Annotated in this window: 18 protein-coding genes and 1 riboswitch; of the genes, 7 read left to right on the top strand and 11 right to left on the bottom strand. The window is 61.9% G+C overall.

Annotated features, from left to right (window positions below; genetic code table 11):
- Nucleotides 1-21: 21 nt before the first annotated feature.
- Together FHT93_RS06410 and FHT93_RS06405 are read right to left on the bottom strand one after the other, a co-directional pair.
- Entirely contained in the window at nucleotides 22-891 is an 870-nt protein-coding gene (locus FHT93_RS06410) for a Na+-dependent transporter (RefSeq protein WP_183846740.1), read from the bottom strand.
- Between the two features lie 199 nt (nucleotides 892-1,090).
- Entirely contained in the window at nucleotides 1,091-1,732 is a 642-nt protein-coding gene (locus tag FHT93_RS06405) for a dihydrofolate reductase family protein (RefSeq protein ID WP_183846738.1), read from the bottom strand.
- Nucleotides 1,733-1,821: 89 nt separating this feature from the next.
- Between FHT93_RS06405 and FHT93_RS06400 the strand changes: the two genes are divergently transcribed.
- Together FHT93_RS06400 and FHT93_RS06395 are read left to right on the top strand one after the other, a co-directional pair.
- Nucleotides 1,822-2,343: a helix-turn-helix domain-containing protein gene (locus FHT93_RS06400; protein ID WP_113115037.1), complete on the top strand. Its 522-nt coding sequence runs from the start codon at nucleotides 1,822-1,824 to the stop codon at nucleotides 2,341-2,343.
- Nucleotides 2,344-2,432: 89 nt separating this feature from the next.
- Nucleotides 2,433-2,936: a hypothetical protein gene (locus FHT93_RS06395; protein WP_246781558.1), complete on the top strand. Its 504-nt coding sequence runs from the start codon at nucleotides 2,433-2,435 to the stop codon at nucleotides 2,934-2,936.
- 173 nt (nucleotides 2,937-3,109) lie between these two features.
- Here FHT93_RS06395 and FHT93_RS06390 read toward each other — a convergent pair whose 3' ends face one another.
- Nucleotides 3,110-3,694 (bottom strand): TetR/AcrR family transcriptional regulator, encoded by a 585-nt coding sequence (locus FHT93_RS06390; protein ID WP_018115029.1) that lies wholly within the window; start codon nucleotides 3,692-3,694, stop codon nucleotides 3,110-3,112.
- Nucleotides 3,695-3,852: 158 nt separating this feature from the next.
- Here FHT93_RS06390 and FHT93_RS06385 point away from each other — a divergent pair, with 158 nt between their 5' ends.
- On the top strand, nucleotides 3,853-4,611 hold the full coding sequence (locus tag FHT93_RS06385) for an SDR family oxidoreductase (protein WP_112546945.1): 759 nt from the start codon (nucleotides 3,853-3,855) through the stop codon (nucleotides 4,609-4,611).
- A gap of 57 nt (nucleotides 4,612-4,668) precedes the next feature.
- Here FHT93_RS06385 and FHT93_RS06380 read toward each other — a convergent pair whose 3' ends face one another.
- Entirely contained in the window at nucleotides 4,669-5,568 is a 900-nt protein-coding gene (locus FHT93_RS06380; protein WP_183846736.1) for an SDR family oxidoreductase, read from the bottom strand.
- 97 nt (nucleotides 5,569-5,665) lie between these two features.
- Between FHT93_RS06380 and FHT93_RS06375 the strand changes: the two genes are divergently transcribed.
- Entirely contained in the window at nucleotides 5,666-6,484 is an 819-nt protein-coding gene (locus FHT93_RS06375; protein WP_183846734.1) for a helix-turn-helix transcriptional regulator, read from the top strand.
- 107 nt (nucleotides 6,485-6,591) lie between these two features.
- On the top strand, nucleotides 6,592-6,975 hold the full coding sequence (locus tag FHT93_RS06370; RefSeq protein WP_183846732.1) for a hypothetical protein: 384 nt from the start codon (nucleotides 6,592-6,594) through the stop codon (nucleotides 6,973-6,975).
- Nucleotides 6,976-7,073: 98 nt separating this feature from the next.
- Here the strand turns inward: FHT93_RS06370 and FHT93_RS06365 are convergent, their stop codons facing one another.
- Together FHT93_RS06365 and gcvA are read right to left on the bottom strand one after the other, a co-directional pair.
- On the bottom strand, nucleotides 7,074-8,192 hold the full coding sequence (locus tag FHT93_RS06365; protein ID WP_183846730.1) for a metallophosphoesterase: 1,119 nt from the start codon (nucleotides 8,190-8,192) through the stop codon (nucleotides 7,074-7,076).
- Nucleotides 8,193-8,323: 131 nt separating this feature from the next.
- Nucleotides 8,324-9,217, bottom strand: coding sequence for a transcriptional regulator GcvA (gene gcvA / locus FHT93_RS06360; protein ID WP_113016773.1), 894 nt, complete (start codon nucleotides 9,215-9,217; stop codon nucleotides 8,324-8,326).
- 117 nt (nucleotides 9,218-9,334) lie between these two features.
- On the opposite strand from gcvA, the gene FHT93_RS06355 reads away from it, so the two are divergent.
- A complete protein-coding gene (locus tag FHT93_RS06355; protein WP_348649762.1) occupies nucleotides 9,335-10,006 on the top strand; it encodes an SDR family NAD(P)-dependent oxidoreductase in 672 nt (223 codons plus the stop codon).
- 155 nt (nucleotides 10,007-10,161) lie between these two features.
- Nucleotides 10,162-10,377: a hypothetical protein gene (locus tag FHT93_RS06350; RefSeq protein WP_018115036.1), complete on the top strand. Its 216-nt coding sequence runs from the start codon at nucleotides 10,162-10,164 to the stop codon at nucleotides 10,375-10,377.
- Nucleotides 10,378-10,423: 46 nt separating this feature from the next.
- Here FHT93_RS06350 and FHT93_RS06345 read toward each other — a convergent pair whose 3' ends face one another.
- The 5 genes from FHT93_RS06345 to FHT93_RS06325 form a co-directional block, all read right to left on the bottom strand.
- Nucleotides 10,424-11,557: a transporter substrate-binding domain-containing protein gene (locus FHT93_RS06345; protein ID WP_183846728.1), complete on the bottom strand. Its 1,134-nt coding sequence runs from the start codon at nucleotides 11,555-11,557 to the stop codon at nucleotides 10,424-10,426.
- A 193-nt stretch (nucleotides 11,558-11,750) separates the two neighbouring features.
- Nucleotides 11,751-12,524, bottom strand: coding sequence for a methyltransferase domain-containing protein (locus FHT93_RS06340; protein ID WP_183846726.1), 774 nt, complete (start codon nucleotides 12,522-12,524; stop codon nucleotides 11,751-11,753).
- 3 nt (nucleotides 12,525-12,527) lie between these two features.
- Complete coding sequence (locus FHT93_RS06335; protein ID WP_018115039.1) at nucleotides 12,528-13,292, bottom strand: ABC transporter ATP-binding protein; 765 nt, start codon at nucleotides 13,290-13,292, stop codon at nucleotides 12,528-12,530.
- Nucleotides 13,289-14,329: an iron ABC transporter permease gene (locus FHT93_RS06330; RefSeq protein ID WP_183846724.1), complete on the bottom strand. Its 1,041-nt coding sequence runs from the start codon at nucleotides 14,327-14,329 to the stop codon at nucleotides 13,289-13,291. Before FHT93_RS06330 ends, FHT93_RS06335 begins: the two co-directional genes overlap by 4 nt.
- The gene (locus FHT93_RS06325) at nucleotides 14,326-15,342 is read right to left on the bottom strand and encodes an ABC transporter substrate-binding protein (protein WP_183846722.1); all 1,017 of its coding nucleotides are present in this window, start codon (nucleotides 15,340-15,342) and stop codon (nucleotides 14,326-14,328) included. The genes FHT93_RS06330 and FHT93_RS06325 overlap by 4 nt, the downstream gene beginning before the upstream one ends.
- A 170-nt stretch (nucleotides 15,343-15,512) precedes the next feature.
- Nucleotides 15,513-15,763: riboswitch (cobalamin riboswitch) on the bottom strand.
- Nucleotides 15,764-15,796 lie beyond the last annotated feature (33 nt).

Genomic DNA, 15,796 nt, shown 5'->3' with positions numbered 1-15,796 from the left:
CGATGCGCCTGCTGGAGGATATTACGTGTCGAGGCTTTCGGCAGGTGCCTCGTTGACTCGGGCGAATTTCAGATAGGGTATCGCGACGAGCGCGGCGATGAAAACATGCAGCAGCACCACTGCCACCGCCGCCTTCTCGTCCGGAAAATTGTAGGCGGCAATCGCCATCGCGACGCCGGGATGGCGGGCGCCCGTCGCCAGCGCCAGAACCACGCGATCGTGGGCATGCGGCCCGCCCATGGCGTGGCCGACCAGCAGCCCGAAAGCGGTAAAAAGTGCCAGAGACAGGATGAGCCCGTTGCCAACAAGCGCCCAGGTCGCAGGCAGCGTCACGATGAGGACCGGCAAAGCCGCCAGAATGAGCAGGGCGGTTCCCAGCCGTGCGATCGGTTGCACGAACTGCCGCGCAACGACCGGGGCAAAGCGCTCGACCACCATCCCGAGCACGAGCGGCAAGATGACAGAGACGAGGACGATCGGCACGACACGGATGGCAGGCATCTGGTAGCGCTCGCCAAGGACGACATCTGCCAGTGCGATGGCGAGCGGAACGAGCACGACGGCGAGAAATGACGCCGTGACACAGAGGCTGATCGCGTAGGAAGACGTCCCGGCCGCCTTACTCTGCCTTATCGTCAGGATCGGTGGAACGGGCGCCATTGCAAGGCCGATGAGGGCAATCTTGAGCGGCAGGGGCAGCGGAAACAAGAACGCGGCCGCCAGGGCCAAACCCAGCATGACGATGTTCATCGACAGGATGGATTTGAACAGCAGGACCGGGCGGGCGAGCAAGTAGGTGACGTCGCTGAACGTTGCCCGCAGCCCGAGCGCAAAAACGATCAGGAACAGGCTGGCCTTCAGAGTGAGCGTGACAAAATCCGCAAATGTCATTGCTGCTCCCCACCGGATTGATCGTGCGCGGTGTTGACCGTACGGATCGATCGGTAGGGAAAAACAGCGGGCCGCGGAAGTACGTTACGGTAAATGCCTGGTAACGGCGGCTTCGCGCCTGTAATGCCTGCCGCGGTCCTGCAGAAAACCGGACGCTCGATCGCGCCCGGCGGATGCTCCGGTGATAGTCTCTTGCGCCCTATTTCGACAGCACGACATGCGCCGCCAGTTCCGTCATCTCGTGGGATCTGACGGAGAAGCCGAGTGCGGGCAGATCGATACCTTCGAACATGGGTTCACCCTTGCCGAGGACAACCGGGGAGATGGCGAAATGCAGCTCGTCGACCAGGCCGGCCTTCAGATATTGCCTGACAGTACTGACGCCGCCGCCGATCTTGATGTCCTTGTCGCCGGCTGCGGCCCTGGCTTTTTCCAGTGCCTCCTCGATGCCGCCGGTGACGAAATGGAAGGTGGTGCCGCCTTCCATGACGATGGGCTCGCGAGCATGGTGGGTGAGGATGAAGGTCGGCGCGTGGTAGGGCGGGTTCGGTCCCCACCAGCCTTTCCACGCGTCGTCCGGCCATTCGCCCCTGATCGGGCCGAACATGTTGCGGCCGAGGATGAAGGCGCCGAAGCCGGTATTGCCGGTCGAGGCATATTTCTCGTCGGTGCCGGTGGAGCCGTCATCCTTGCCGATCATGGCGCGGAAGGTGCGGGTGCCGAAGAACCACTGGTGCAGTTCCATGCCGTGCTTGCCGAGGGGGTTTTCAAGACTCTGGTCCGGACCGGCGCCGAAACCATCCACCGAAAGGGAAAATGCAGCAACGCGTACACGTGCCATGTCAGCCTCCATCTGATTGCATTTTAAAATCAGTTGTCTTGTCGCATGACTGATCCTATAATGCAACTGGTTTTCTCACGGAGTCGAATATGGATATCGAGATACGGTCGGGCTGCCCGATCAACCTGACGATGGAGGTGCTGGGTGACCGATGGAGCCTTGTCATCATCAGGGATATCATGTTCGGCAATCGCCGGCACTTTCGCGAGCTCCTGACGCAATCGGAGGAGGGCATCGCCTCCAATATCCTTGCGGCGCGTCTCAAACGGCTGATGTCCTGCGGGCTGATCACCAAGCTCGACGATCCCTCCCACAGCCAGAAAGCGATCTACAGCCTGACGGAAGCCTCCATCCAGCTCGTGCCCATGTTCGCGATGATCGGCGCCTGGGGGCGGCGGTTCCTGCCTGTGAGCGAGGATCTGAGCATCCGCGCCGAGCTGCTGGAGGAGGGCGGGCAGCCGCTCTGGGACGAGTTCATGGAGGACCTGAGACGGATCCATATCGTGGACCCGATCGGCGGGGCGAATGGATCCGTCAAGTCGCCGGTGTTGGCACGGCTGACGGCGGCGTTTCTCGCGGTGCGGGCGAAGATGGATGCGGCGGCGGGGTAGTGCGCGCTCAAATGCAGTGGCAGGATGGAGAGACTGAAAACGGCCGTGAACCCATGAGAGCTTGATGATTGGGTTCGGTGGAAATCGCCATGCAATTCGACTATTCGTGGCGAATGCTCAAGTTTCTAGAACAACAGCTCGGTCAAGGCTGGGCGGCCGAGCCAAATGCGCCAGAGCCTCAGGTGTCGGTTGCGGACAGCTCGGTTAACGTCCGTTTCCGCTCCTGCAGGCCCATGCGAGACAAAGAGCGGTTGGGTATGGCGAAGGCTTTGAGCCTATTCTCAAAGGCCAGCCCGAAGTTCGATGAGGCATGGGGCACGCTAAGCTTTATTGATTGCACCCGGTGGCGCTGGGACGGCACCAACGATCATGAATGGTACAAGGTGGATGGCCATGGTCGTTACAGTGGCATCGCTCCGCATTGGGGCAAATTCTACGAGTTGATTGGCCACGACCCGATCCGCGATGCCGTGCCTTGGGAGACAATCCGGGCCGACACCGCCAACTCTCGACATTTTCTCTACTATTTCCGCGACGAGACGCTTGAGTTCATGGCCGACGAGTGGTCGTTCGCCCCTGATCTGACGGACTAATTTTTGTGTTTGTATAGGGCTGAGCTTTTTCTGGCGAGATGACAGCCATTCCTCGTCGCTCGATTCACGACGATGCATGAAGATCTCCTTTCCAGCAGATTGGATAACAGGCTGGCGCCAACAGGGACCAACTCATAAGCAAGCGGCTGGGCCGTTGGGTTTTGCCTTCAGGGCTATTTCGTCGGCCATGTAGACAGCGCCTGATCGGCGATGGCGTTCAGCATCTCGCGGCTGAAGCCGGCCTTGGCCTGCACGGCCATGCCGTGGGTCATAGCCAGGATGAAGGCGGCCAGCGTTTCGGGGCTGGCGGTTTCCGGCAGGTCGCCTTCCGCTTTGGCGCGTTCGAAACGTTCCTGAATATCGGCCTGGCCGGCGGCGCGGAAATCGATCAGCGCCTGGCGCACCGGCTCGGTCTCATCCGATCCGGCCATCGCGCCATTGATGCCGAGGCAGCCCGTATGGTCGGGGAAGCGGGTGTTCAGTTCGATGGCCTTGTAGAGGATGTGGGCGGCGACCTCGCGTGAGGTCGGCAGTTTCAGCGCCACCGGGAGGTAATCCAGATAGCGCTCGGAATAGCGGTCCAGCGCCTTGCGGAAGAGGGCTTCCTTGTTGCCGAAGGCGGAATAGAGGGCGGGGCGCTCGATGCCGGCGGCCTCCGTCAGGTCAGCATAGGACGTGCCTTCGTAGCCCTTGCGCCAGAAGAGGCACAGGGCGGAATCGAGCACTTTTTCCACGTCAAATTCGCGATGGCGTCCCATCAGGTCAGTCCGGTCAATTTCATAACGACCGTTATTAAACTACTTGACATGCGTTGTCTACATTTCATACCAATCGTTACTGTAACGGTCGTTACGAAAAAATGCACAGCCTGCCGATGACGGCAGGCGGGCGCCTGGACGGGGTAGAAAGGACACTCATGTCTCAGATTTTAAAGGGAAAGGTCGCTCTCGTGACCGGTGGTTCGCGCGGACTTGGAGCGGCGACGGCGGAAGCGCTGGCCGATCAGGGCGCTGATGTTGCGATCAGCTACGTGGCCTCGGCCGGGAAGGCGGAGGCTGTGGTCGAGAGGCTGCGGGCGAAGGGTGTGCGGGCTCTGGCGATCCAGAGCGACCAGGCCGATACGGCCGCTGCCAAACCGCTGATCGACAAGGTCATTGCCACTTTCGGCAAGCTCGACATCCTCGTCAACAATGCGGCGATCGCCGTACAGGGCAAGACGGTCGATGATCCCGAACTCGACGTGGTCAATCTCGACCGCCAATGGCAGACCAATGTGCTGGGGCCGGTGTCGGTGACGCGGGCGGCGGCTCCGGTGCTGTCTGATGGCGGCCGGATTCTCTTCATCGGTTCGCTGTTCGGTACACGCGTGCTGGTTCCGGGTGTCGCCGATTATGCCGGTACGAAGGCCGCGCTCATCGGCTATGCGAAGGGTGTGGCGCGCGATCTCGGCAGGCGCAACATCACCGTCAACGTCGTCCAGCCCGGCGTGATGCCGACCGACATGTCCGTCGAAGCGCTGGGAGACACCGTGCCCGACGCACTTCTCGACCTGCATCCCATCAGGCGCATTGCGACGCTTGAGGAGGTCTCCGCGCTCATCTGCCATCTGGCGGGGCCGCATGGCGGTTACATGAGCGGCGGCGTCATCGATGTCGCCGGCGGGCTTGGGATCTGACGACTGGGAACGCTCTGCACCTGCGGGACTGAAAGGCCCCGCAGGTGCATTTGCGGCTCAGGCAGCCAGAGCGCCGTAATCCATCGCGTCGAGATCGGCGATCAGGCCGGGTCCGACCGGGTTCCAGCCGAGGATGCGGCGGGTCTTTTCGCTGGAGGCGGGGAAGTCGAGGCCGGCGAAAATCGCCATCCAGCCGAAATGCTCGGCCGCCTTTTCCGGCGCGACCGAGATGACCGGCAGCTTCAGGCCGCGGCCGAGGGCTTCGGCGATCTCGCGGGTGGCGATGCCTTCTTCGGCAACGGCATTGTAGCGGGCGCCTGATACGGCTCTTTCGATGGCAAGCCGGTAGAGGAGGGCAACGTCCAGCAGGTGGCCGGCCGGGAAGCGGTTGCGGCCTTCGCCGACATAGCCGACAGCGCCATTCTGCCGGGCGATTTCGATGAGCGGGGAGACGAGGCCCTGCTTGAACGTGTTGTGAACCTGGGGAAGGCGCATGACCGAGACGTTGACGCCCTGGTCGAGAAGCGCATTGCCGGCCCGTTCGGACGCGATGCGCGGGTTGGGATGCTCGTCATTGAAGACGTCTTCGCTCGCGGGTTCGCCGAGATGGGCATTGCCGATGCCGGTGCCCGAGGTGATCAGCAGCGGGCGGTTGGAGCCCTTCAGCGCCTCGCCCATGGCGGCAATGACGCGGCTGTCCTTCTGGCAATTCTCGACGAAGCGGGAGAAATCATGGTCGAAGGCCGTATGGATGACGGCATCGGCCTTTTCGACGCCGCGACGGACGCTCTCGGGTTCTTCCAGCACGCCCTTGTGAGCTTCGACGCCTGCCTGTTCGAGCGCTTTGGCGCCGGCGTCCGAGCGGGTCATGCCGATGACATGATGGCCTGCCTTCAGGAGTTCGGGGACGATGGCCGAGCCGATGAAGCCGGTGGCGCCGGTGAGGAAGATGCGCATGTCGTGTCTCCTTATTGCGATGAAGCCCACTATTGCGCTATGTTTTATGCTGTTAAAGTAGTGACGTTATCCTATTATAATGGCTAACAGGAATACCATGAGCACCGACGCCAACCCCCTCGGCACCTTCCTTCGCGACCGCCGCTCGCGCCTCGATCCGGCTGTATTCGGTTTTTCCGGGCGACGGCGCACGCCGGGCTTGAGGCGGGAAGAGGTGGCACAGCGCGCCAATATAAGCCCGACCTGGTACACATGGCTGGAGCAGGGGCGGGGCGGAGCGCCATCGGCCGATGTCCTGAACCGGATCGCCAGTGGCCTGATGCTGACCGAGCCGGAGCGCGAGCATCTCTTCATCCTCGGCCTCGGCCGGCCGCCCGAGGTGCGCTACCGCGCGGTGGAGGGGATCAGCCCGCGCCTGCAACGGCTTCTCGATACGCTCGAGGTGAGCCCGGCGCTGGTGCGCACGGCGGCCTGGGATATCGTGGCGTGGAACCGCGCGGCGACCATCGTCATGACCGACTATGGCAAGCTTGCGCCTGATGACAGGAACGTCTTGCGCCTGCTGTTCTCCAATCCCGGCGTCCGCAACGTCCAGCACGACTGGGATGCCATGGCGCGTTTCGTCGTCGGGGCCTTCCGGGCGGATGCGGCGCGGGCGGGGGCGACCTCGGAAATAGCAGATCTGGTGGAGGAGCTTTGCCGCACGAGCGCCGAGTTCAAGCGGATCTGGGAGGAGAACGAGGTGATCGCCCATGGCGAGGGAAGCAAGCGGCTGAGACATCCCGTTCTCGGCGATATCGAGCTTGAATATTCCGGCTTTGCAATCGACGGCAGGCCGGATCTCAACATGGTCGTCTATAATCCCGTCGATCCGGATCTCGCCGAGCGTATTCGCAGCCTCGTCCGCGCGGTCTGATTTATATGGAATAAAACTGAGGATTGGCTATCTGTCGAAGATTGTTGATGATGATTGTTGACGAACACGCCATCGCGAGCCGCATAACCAGTTGAAGATTTTAAAATATGTCTGCAACGAGATATGAAAATCTAAAAGGCCTTCGGAAAAACATCATCAGAATAACCGATTTTTTACTTATGCTTTTCATTGCTATCGAGGGATATGTTATATACAATAATGTTGTTTTCGATAAAAATAGAGATTTATACCAGACTTATTTGAAAGGAAATTATAAAAATTTCGAATTTTTAGATCGAGGTGACGAGCTTTTTATTGCTGCTTCTCGTTATGTTGACTGTAAAAACTCAAAAATAAATAGGGGGGAGAGAGTTGATATTCTCTATGAGAGGATATTCTTCATTGAGGTCGCAGTTTATCTTGAAGTGGATATTGGCGAGCAGACTCAAGATGGGTGTGTAGAGCAAGTGCTCGTCAGAAACGTTCCTTAACCAATTAAATCCTGACGCGCGAAAAAACGACGGAGCGAATATAGCGGGCTTAAACCCTCTTGGGGAGCGTATGACAAGGCATACCATGCTTATTGAGGTCAGGCGCGTCTACGCAGCGTGAATACCGTCAGTTCCGAGGGCCGGCCGAGCCTGAGCGCAAAGCCCGGCCAGAGCGCGGTGCCGTTGTTGACATAGAGCTGCATGCCGCCGACGTGGTAGTGGCCGGAGACGAAACCGCCATTGGCGCGGGCGACCAGACGATCGAGGCCGAACACCATGCCGCCATGGGTATGGCCGGACAGCTGCAGCGCAATGCCTCTCTTGGCGGTCTCGGCTGCCATTCTCGGCTGATGGTCGAGGAGGATGATCGGGGCTTCGGCGGGAGCATCTTTCAATGCCGCGGCAAGGTCCGGGTTCGGCATGGTTCTGCCGAAAGCCGCAAGATCCGTCACGCCGGCAATGACGATGCGGCTCGCCTCGCGCTCGATGACGGCGTGCTCATTCATCAGCATGCGCATGCCGAGACTGGCGTCGTGCTGCATCCACTCGTCGTAGCCGAAATAATATTCGTGGTTGCCGGGGATGGCGAAGATGCCATCGGGCGCCTGAAGCTTCGCCAGGGGGGCGACATCCGCCCGCCGCTTTTCGAGGCGGCCGTCGATGAAATCGCCGGTCACGACGATCAGGTCGGTTTTCAGCTCATTGGCCTTCCTGACGAGGGTTTCGGCCCAGGAGGCCGGGAAGAGGCGGCTGAGATGCAGGTCGGTCAATTGCAGCAGGCGGTAGCCCTCGAAGGCTTCGGGGAGGTCCCGGATCGAGATCTCTACGTTTTTCACCGGCGGAATGCGCACGGCTCCGGCAACGCCGAAAGCGGCAAGACCGAAGGCTGCAAGTCCGATGATATAGCGGACTTCAGAGGGCACGGCCGGAAATCGGCCCTCTATGAGGGCAAGGACAAGCGAGACGACATCGAGCGCGATCTGGAAGACGGCGAGCAGGAGCGTGGCGCCGAAGAGGAAATTCAGCACGATAATCAGCGGGCGCGGATATTCGGGCGCGAAGACGGAACCCGAGGATATACGGTTCAGCAGCACCTGCTGCGAGGCGATGAGGAGCAGGCCGGCAAGCAGGGCCTTGGCGGGCCAGATCCATGGCAGGAGGAGAATGAATCTCAGGACGACGACGAGCCAGGGGAGCCCGAGAACGAAATGGAACATCAAATAGGCCTGTGATTATCGATGCTTATCGGAGGCAATGAAGAGATTGAATCTGGTGTCTCCGGCGTTCTGCACAAGGGGTTCATCAGTTGATATGTTCGCCAGCCTGGCCCTGGCCCAGGCGCGAGCGCTCAGCCTGGCGTCTGCGCTTCGGCGAACAACCATCCGATCACGGTTTCCCGCGCGGCAGATTTCCGGTGGCGGGGCCAGACGAGGTAGATATCCGAAGGGCCGCGCAGCCTGGCTTCGAAGACACGCACCAGCCGGCCCCGGGCGAGGTCTTCGGTGACGAAACCGCCATTGGCAAGAACGATGCCCTGTCCGGCAATCGCCGCCTCGATGGCGTGCGCGGTCTGCGAAAAGCTGATGCCCTTGAAGGTGGGGCTGCTGCTGTTGGCGAGGTGACGCTCGACGAATTCAGGCCAGAGATTGTGGGCATCGTGCAGCAGCGGATAGGCCGAAAGCTCCTCGGCCGTGCGCGGCGGGTTGCGGCCGGCAAGCAGCAGCGGGCTGCAGACGGCGATGACCTCCTGTTCGAACAGGAGCTCGGCATTCAGCCCCGGTCCGAAGGGCGGACGGCCATAGCGGACTGCGAGATCGACGCCATCGGCGGCAAAATTCGAGATGCGCTCGGTCGCCAGGATATGCAGGTCGAGATCGGGATGCAGGGCGGTGAAGTCAGGCAGGCGCGGGATCAGCCATTTCGACGCGAAGGTCGGCGTCGTACTGATCGTGAGCTTGATCGCCTGCGGCTTCAGTTCATCCGTTGCCCGCGCGATGATCTCGAAGGCGCGCCTGATATCGGCTATGTAGCGTCTGCCCTCGGCCGTCAGCGCCAGCGTGCGGGGGAGCCGTTCGAACAGGGTCATGCCGAGCTGCGCCTCGAGCCCTCGGACCTGCTGGGCGACGGCGCCCTGCGTGACACCGAGCTCTTCGGCGGCGAGCCTGAAGTTGAGGTGGCGTGCGGCGACCTCGAAGGCTCTCAGGCCATTGAGGGAGGGAAGCTTTCCCGGGATATCGCTCATCGAGTAGTTTTTCTACTGGCAAGGAAGAGGAGAACTGTTTCGCGCTCGCGCAGTGAACATGATACCGTGCACACAGATACCAATCAATCGACGATATCGTCTCAGGAGGGCACCGGCATGTCAGTAGAAAAAGTGGCTGTAATCACTGCAGGCGGCAGCGGCATGGGAGCCGAAAGCGCAAGGCGCCTTGCGGCCGATGGCTACAAGGTCGCGATCCTGTCTTCATCCGGCAAGGGCGAGGCGCTTGCCCGGGAACTCGGCGGTGTCGGCGTGACCGGCTCCAACCAGTCGAACGACGATCTGAAGCGGCTGGTCGATGCCGCGATGGGCGCCTGGGGCCGCATCGATGTTCTCGTCAACAGCGCTGGCCATGGGCCACGCGCCGCGCTCAACGAGATCACCGACGAGCAGTGGCATACGGGCATGGACGTCTATCTGATGAACGTCATCCGCCCGGTGCGGCTGGTCACCCCGATCATGCAGGCGCAGAAGAAGGGCGCGATCGTCAATATCTCGACTGCCTGGGTCTTCGAGCCGTCGACGATGTTTCCGACTTCGGCGGTCTTTCGCGCCGGCCTTGCCGCCTATACCAAGCTCTTTGCCGACACCTATGCGCCCGAGAATATCCGCATGAACAACGTGCTGCCCGGCTGGATCGACAGCCTTCCGGCCACCGAGCGCGACGCGAGACCGTGCCGATGCAGCGCTATGGCACGAGTGCGGAAGTGGCGGCGACCATCGCGTTTCTGGTGTCCGACGGGGCGGGGTATATTACCGGCCAGAGCCTGAAGGTGGATGGCGGGTTGATGCGGTCGGTCTGAGGGGACCGGATGGCGGACGGCTGGTTGTCGAGGGCAGGGTAGCTTGAACTATTCCGCTCTCAGCCTATTGTCAGGCGGTGGACATTGCGCCCATGCCCGCGACGATCGAGAAGGCCAGATGCCATGAACAAGTTCACCGTAACCATCACGCGAGAGATCGAAGCCGATACCGCCGAGGAGGCTGCGCTTCTCCTGTATCAGGAGCTTGCGCGGGACGCGGCGCCGCTTCGCTATCTGGTTGCCGATGAGACGAAGCGGACGCGGACGGTGACGCTCGATCGGGCAAAGGCGGATGAATTCGCAGCCGTCGATCACACTGCCGATCCGGGCAACTGGTAGGCGGAACGGCAGGTGCCGGGGCGGGGAAGACCGCTCGCCCGGGCCATCATTTTTTCTCCCCGAGATACTGAAACAGCGTCTCCTTCCACGCCTCGTCGTGGATCGCTTCGAGAATGGCGACATCGATGGGCTTGCGGTAGCGGCTGCCGGCGGGCATTGCCATGCCGTAGTTCTGCGGCTCGAAGACTGTATCCAGCACCTGTACGCTGGTCGGAAACTGCTGTTCGGCCGTCCAGGCAAGCAGCGGCTTGTCATAGACGAAGGCATCGATCGAGCCTGATGTCAGCGCCCGGAAGCCTTCCTGCACATTGGCGAAATCCCGGTGCCTGATGCGTTCCCCGTCGAGAAATCCTGTGGTCGCCGATCCCGACACGGCACCGACGCGTGCCCGCGGCAGGTCTTCTGCGCCGTTCACCAGTCCCCTGATTTGGCGCGTCGTGAGTGCGGAGGTAACGCTTGCGGTGAAGACGGCGATGGTGATGATCGACATGACCATCCAGAGGATCGCGAGCGTTCGTCCTCCGAGCGTCTTCGGGCCGCGATGACCGGTACTTGCCTGCGTCATGGCTTCAGCCGACCACCAGATGCTGGCGCCGAGCCCCCTGGCGGCGCCGCCGCCGAAATCCTCGTTGTGGCGGTGCTCGAAAAGCCAGATCAAGGCGCCGACAGCCAGCGAGATGCCGATGAGGGCGCCGACCGCCTGCAGGAAACCGAGGGAAGTCATCGTCTGGGTGATTTCGTACCAGACGGAGGCGCTGTGGACGGAGACGGCGATGCCGAGGCCGGTATTGTAGAATGGCTGGGAGAAATCGACATTGCGCTCCCGGTCGGCCGTGATGGTGATGGCCGCGACCGAGAGATCGTAGTCGCCGCGCTTCGTTGCCTCGATCAGGCTCTGTACCGAGGGTTCCTCGACCAGCCGATATTTGAGCCCGAGTTTTTCCGCGACCTGACGCCAGAGTTCGATAGACAGGCCGGTCCAGCTGCCATCCGGCCCCTTCATGGCAAAGGGCGGAGCCTCCTTGGTGCCGACCACCAGTTCGCGGTCCGGAAATTCAGGCGGAGCGGCAAACGCGTGCCGTGGGAAGGATCCGGCCAGACAAAGGAAAAACGCCAGAATGGCGAACGGCAGAGCGCGGTGCCTGCTTTTGCCGGATGAGGGCGCGGTGGTCTTTGCCATAACACCTTTCCCTTCCTGCATCAGGCGAACTGCCGCTTCGTTCGTGGATCATCCTGAACGGCTGACGGCGTCCGACAAGTACGCAACGGTAAATGCATCGATCATTTACGGTGGCGGGCATTTGGCACAGGTTGGTTTCAGATCTCGGCAAATCGCGACGCCTCCATAAATGGGCGTGCGGCAAATGCAGGCATCAGGGCCGCCGGCAGGCCAGGATGAATCGGCGGTAGACGAGGGTTCGGAGCCTATTTCGGAGATTGGCATTCCTGCGCTGCGCCCTCGCGATCGGGGCGTGGGAGTGAAGCGCGATGTCCGTAAAGCCTGCCGATCTCAAGAGCGGCAGCAGCATGTCGGGGCGGAGACCCTGGCCGAAGGGCAGGGCTGACATGATGCGGGCGTGGCGGGTGCTGAGAGCGCCGTCATAGTTCTTGTCGGCGCCGATGAGGCGGTCGATCCATGAGATCAGCAGGCTGGCGATGCGGCCGGTCGGTTTCGGGCTTGCCCAGTCGCCATCGAAGAAAAGCAACAGGCCGCCGGGCTTGAGGATGCGGAACCATTCGCGAAAGGTTTCTTGCGGCCGGGTCAGCGTCCAGACGAGATGGCGGCAGATGATGGCGTCATAGCTCGCGTCCGGCTCCAGGGTGTTTTCGGCGTCTGCCAGGATGAAGCGCAGGCGCTCCTTGCCGGCGTGTTTGGCACGGGCAACCTTCAGCATCGCTTCGGAGAAATCGAGAGCGGTGACGTCATGACCGAGATCGTGGATCAGGCGGGTCACTTCGCCGGTGCCGCAGGCAAGTTCCAGCACACGTTTCGGCTCGGGGCCGAGGGCATCGCGGATCGGTTTCTGCCAGGCGTCCGCCTCCGGGCCGGGGGCGATCCTGTGGCCGAAGGCGAGGTCGAAGGTTTCCGAGCGCTTCGACCAGTAGTCGCGGATTTCTTCCTTAAGATCGAAATTCACTCCATCCATGTCTTATCCCATCCGATACTGGATATGTGCGCGGCCATGCACGGGTGATTTTTCGATATGGGCACGCACGCCGAAGACGCGGGCGATCAGCGCCTCGGTCAGCACTTCCTCGGGCGTGCCTGCGGCCACGACCTCACCCTTCTGCAGCACGGCCAGATGGTCACAGAACATCGCTGCCAGGTTGAGATCGTGCAGCGCGATGATGGAGGTGAGGCCGAGTTTGGCGACCAGCGCCAGGATATCGAGCTGGTGCTGGATATCGAGATGGTTGGTCGGCTCGTCGAGCAGGAGTTCGCTCGGGGTCTGGGCCAGCGCCCGGGCAATATGCACCCGCTGGCGTTCGCCGCCAGACAGTGTCTGCCAGAGCTGGCCGGCGCGTTCGCCCATGTCGACGCGGGCGAGTGCTTCTTCGACCGCGGCATCGTCATCAGGTGCCCAGGAGGAGAGGAGGCCGCGATGCGGCGTGCGGCCGAGGCGGACGATATCGCGCACGGTGAGCTGCGTATCCGTCGTCGTCTGCTGCTCGACGAAGGCTATGCGGCGGGCAAGGGCGGCGCGGGAAAGGCCGGAGACATCGTCGTCGCCGAGGCGGATGACGCCGGATCTGACTTGCCGCAGCCGGCAGATCAGGCGCAGCAGGCTGGATTTGCCGGAGCCGTTCGGCCCGAGCAGGCCGAGCACCTTGCCCTTTTCGACCGATATGCTGACGCCATTGACGATGACGGTATTGCCGGCGGCATAGCTGACCTTGTCGACTGATATGCTCATGCGCTTCTCCGCACGCGATAAAGGATGATGGCGAAGGCCGGGGCGCCGAAGAGCGCTGTGACGACGCCGATCGGAAGGATCTGCTGCGGAATGATGATGCGCGAGACGATGTCGGCGCCGACCATGAAGATCGCCCCGCCAAGCGCCGTCGCCGGCAGTAGGCGGCCATGTGCGGGGCCGACGAGGAAGCGGGCGGCATGGGGAATGACGAGGCCGACGAAGCCGATTGAGCCCACCATGCTGACGACGGCTGCGGTCATCGCCGCTGTCACGCCGAGCAGGGTGAACTGTACGCGGCGCACTGCAATGCCGAGGGAGGCTGCGGCATCCGTGCCGAAGGCGAAGGCATCGAGCGCACGCACATGGGCAAGGCAGACGACAAAGCCTGCCAGTGCGATCGGCACGGAAAGATAGACATCCGGCCAGCGCACGCCGGAAAGCGATCCCAGCAGCCAGAAGAGCACGCCGCGGGCCTGTTCGGCATTGGCCGAGGTCGTGACGATATAGGAGGTCAGCGCATTGAAGAGCTGCGAGCCCGCCACGCCGCAGAGAATGATGCGCTCGCTGGTGCCGCCAGCACCGGCCGCCAGGATGCCGACCAGCAGAAAGGCGACGACGGCGCCGATGAAGGCACCGCCGGAGAGACTGAGCACGCCATAGCCGAGACCTGATATCATGACGCAGACCGCGCCGGTGGAGGCGCCGGCTGAAATTCCGAGCACATAGGGTTCGGCAAGCGGATTGCGCAGCAGCGCCTGCAGCACCGTGCCGCACAGTGCCAGCGATGCGCCGGCACTGGCCGCCGCCAGCGCGCGGCTGAGGCGGTAATCCCAGACGATGCCCTGATGGATGCGGCTGAGCTCGAATGCCGTGCCGAAGAGGCGGTTGGAAACCGCTTCTGCCGTGGTGGCGAGCGGGATTGATATCTCGCCGATCGATACGGCGAGACTGATCATGATACCGAGCAGGAGGAGGGCGGCGATGGTGAGCGTGGCAAGCGCCCACCATTTCCTCTGTGGCAAGGCAGCCTGGCTCACTGGGCCAGACCGAAGGACTGGATGCCCTTTGCCAGCGTCTCGATGCCGTCGATGGTTCTGATCGTCGGGTTCATCGACTGCGCGTCCATCATGATGAAGCGCTTGTTCCTGACGGCATCGAGCTCTTTCGTAACCGGATCGTTTTCCAGGAAATCCACCTTCACCTTGGGATCATCGGCGGCATAGCGGCGGCGGTCCATGGTGGCGATGACGATGACGGCGGGATTGGCCTGCGAAATCGTTTCCCAGCCGACGAGGGGCCATTCCTCTTCCGTCGTGACGACGTTCTTCGCCCCGAGCGTCTTCAGGATATAGGCTGGCGCGCTGTTCTTGCCGGCGATGAAGGCATCGCCTTTCACTTCCTTGCTGGAGAACCAGAAGACGATGGGCAGGTTCTTTGCCGCAGCACCGGCAACAGAGGCAGCGGCCGCGGCCTCCCGCTTCTTGAGGTCGGCGATGACAGCATCGCCGCGGTCTTTCACGTCGAAGATCTGGGAGAGTTCGGCGATTTCCTGATAGATCAGGTCCATCGTGAACAGTTCCTTGCGCACGCCATCGCCGCCGTCGGTATTGATCTTGGCGACGCAATCGGCAGGCGCGACATAGGTGTTGATGCCGAGATCCCCAAACTGCTCGCGCTTGCCGACGGAGCCTTGCGTGCCGACATGCCATTCGAATTCGGCAGCCACCAGATCGGGCTCCGCGCCGACGACGGATTCGAAGCTCGGGTCATTGTCGGCCAGCCGTTTGATCCTGCTGTTAACATCGGCATATTGCGGCAGGACCGGGCCGACCCAGACGGCCGTGCCGGCGATCTTGTCGGCAAGGCCGAGCGAGAACAACACTTCGGTCATGCCCTGGCCGATCGAGACGATCTTGGCCGGTGCCTTTTCGAAGGTGACCTGCTGGCCGCAATTGGTGAGGGTGAGGGGATATTGGGTGGCGGCAAGTGCGGGCGCAGCAAAGCCGGCCAGCCCGAGCGCGAGGGAAAAGCTCTTCAGAAGCTGTCGCATGGAAAACTCTCGATCAAAGGAAAAGGGCTAGCGGATGCCGGCGCGCGAACGATGGCCAGCGAGCGGGAGGCTAGCGGCGGATCGTCCAATCGAGACGGATGGATGGCGGCAGGTGGGGAGGGATCTTGTCAATCATGTCTGCTCCTTGTCCGGGCATCCCCGCCCGGCTTGATTGGATCGTGATCGACGGCAGGTCTCCTGGCTCGCGAATATGTGCCGGTCATCTGCCTTCCCGCGAAATCGCAGTGGCACGGCCCTGAGGCCGAGGGCATGATCGCTGAAGCGATCAACCCCGAGATCGACAATCCGCTTACAGTTGCGGGGGCAGCCACGGTCTCGGTCCCTCTTGGGTCGTCCTCACCGTGTTCCCTATTATTCCCCTCGGAGTTCTCTTCGGGGAACCGTCGCCCCGATCTATGACGCCGCCATGGGCGACGTCAAGCTCGGGAATGCG

The organism is Rhizobium sp. BK379 (genome assembly GCF_014193955.1).
Taxonomy (GTDB): domain Bacteria; phylum Pseudomonadota; class Alphaproteobacteria; order Rhizobiales; family Rhizobiaceae; genus Rhizobium.
The sequence above is the reverse complement of the archived record's forward strand: the minus strand, read 5'-3'. Positions and strand labels throughout refer to the sequence as shown.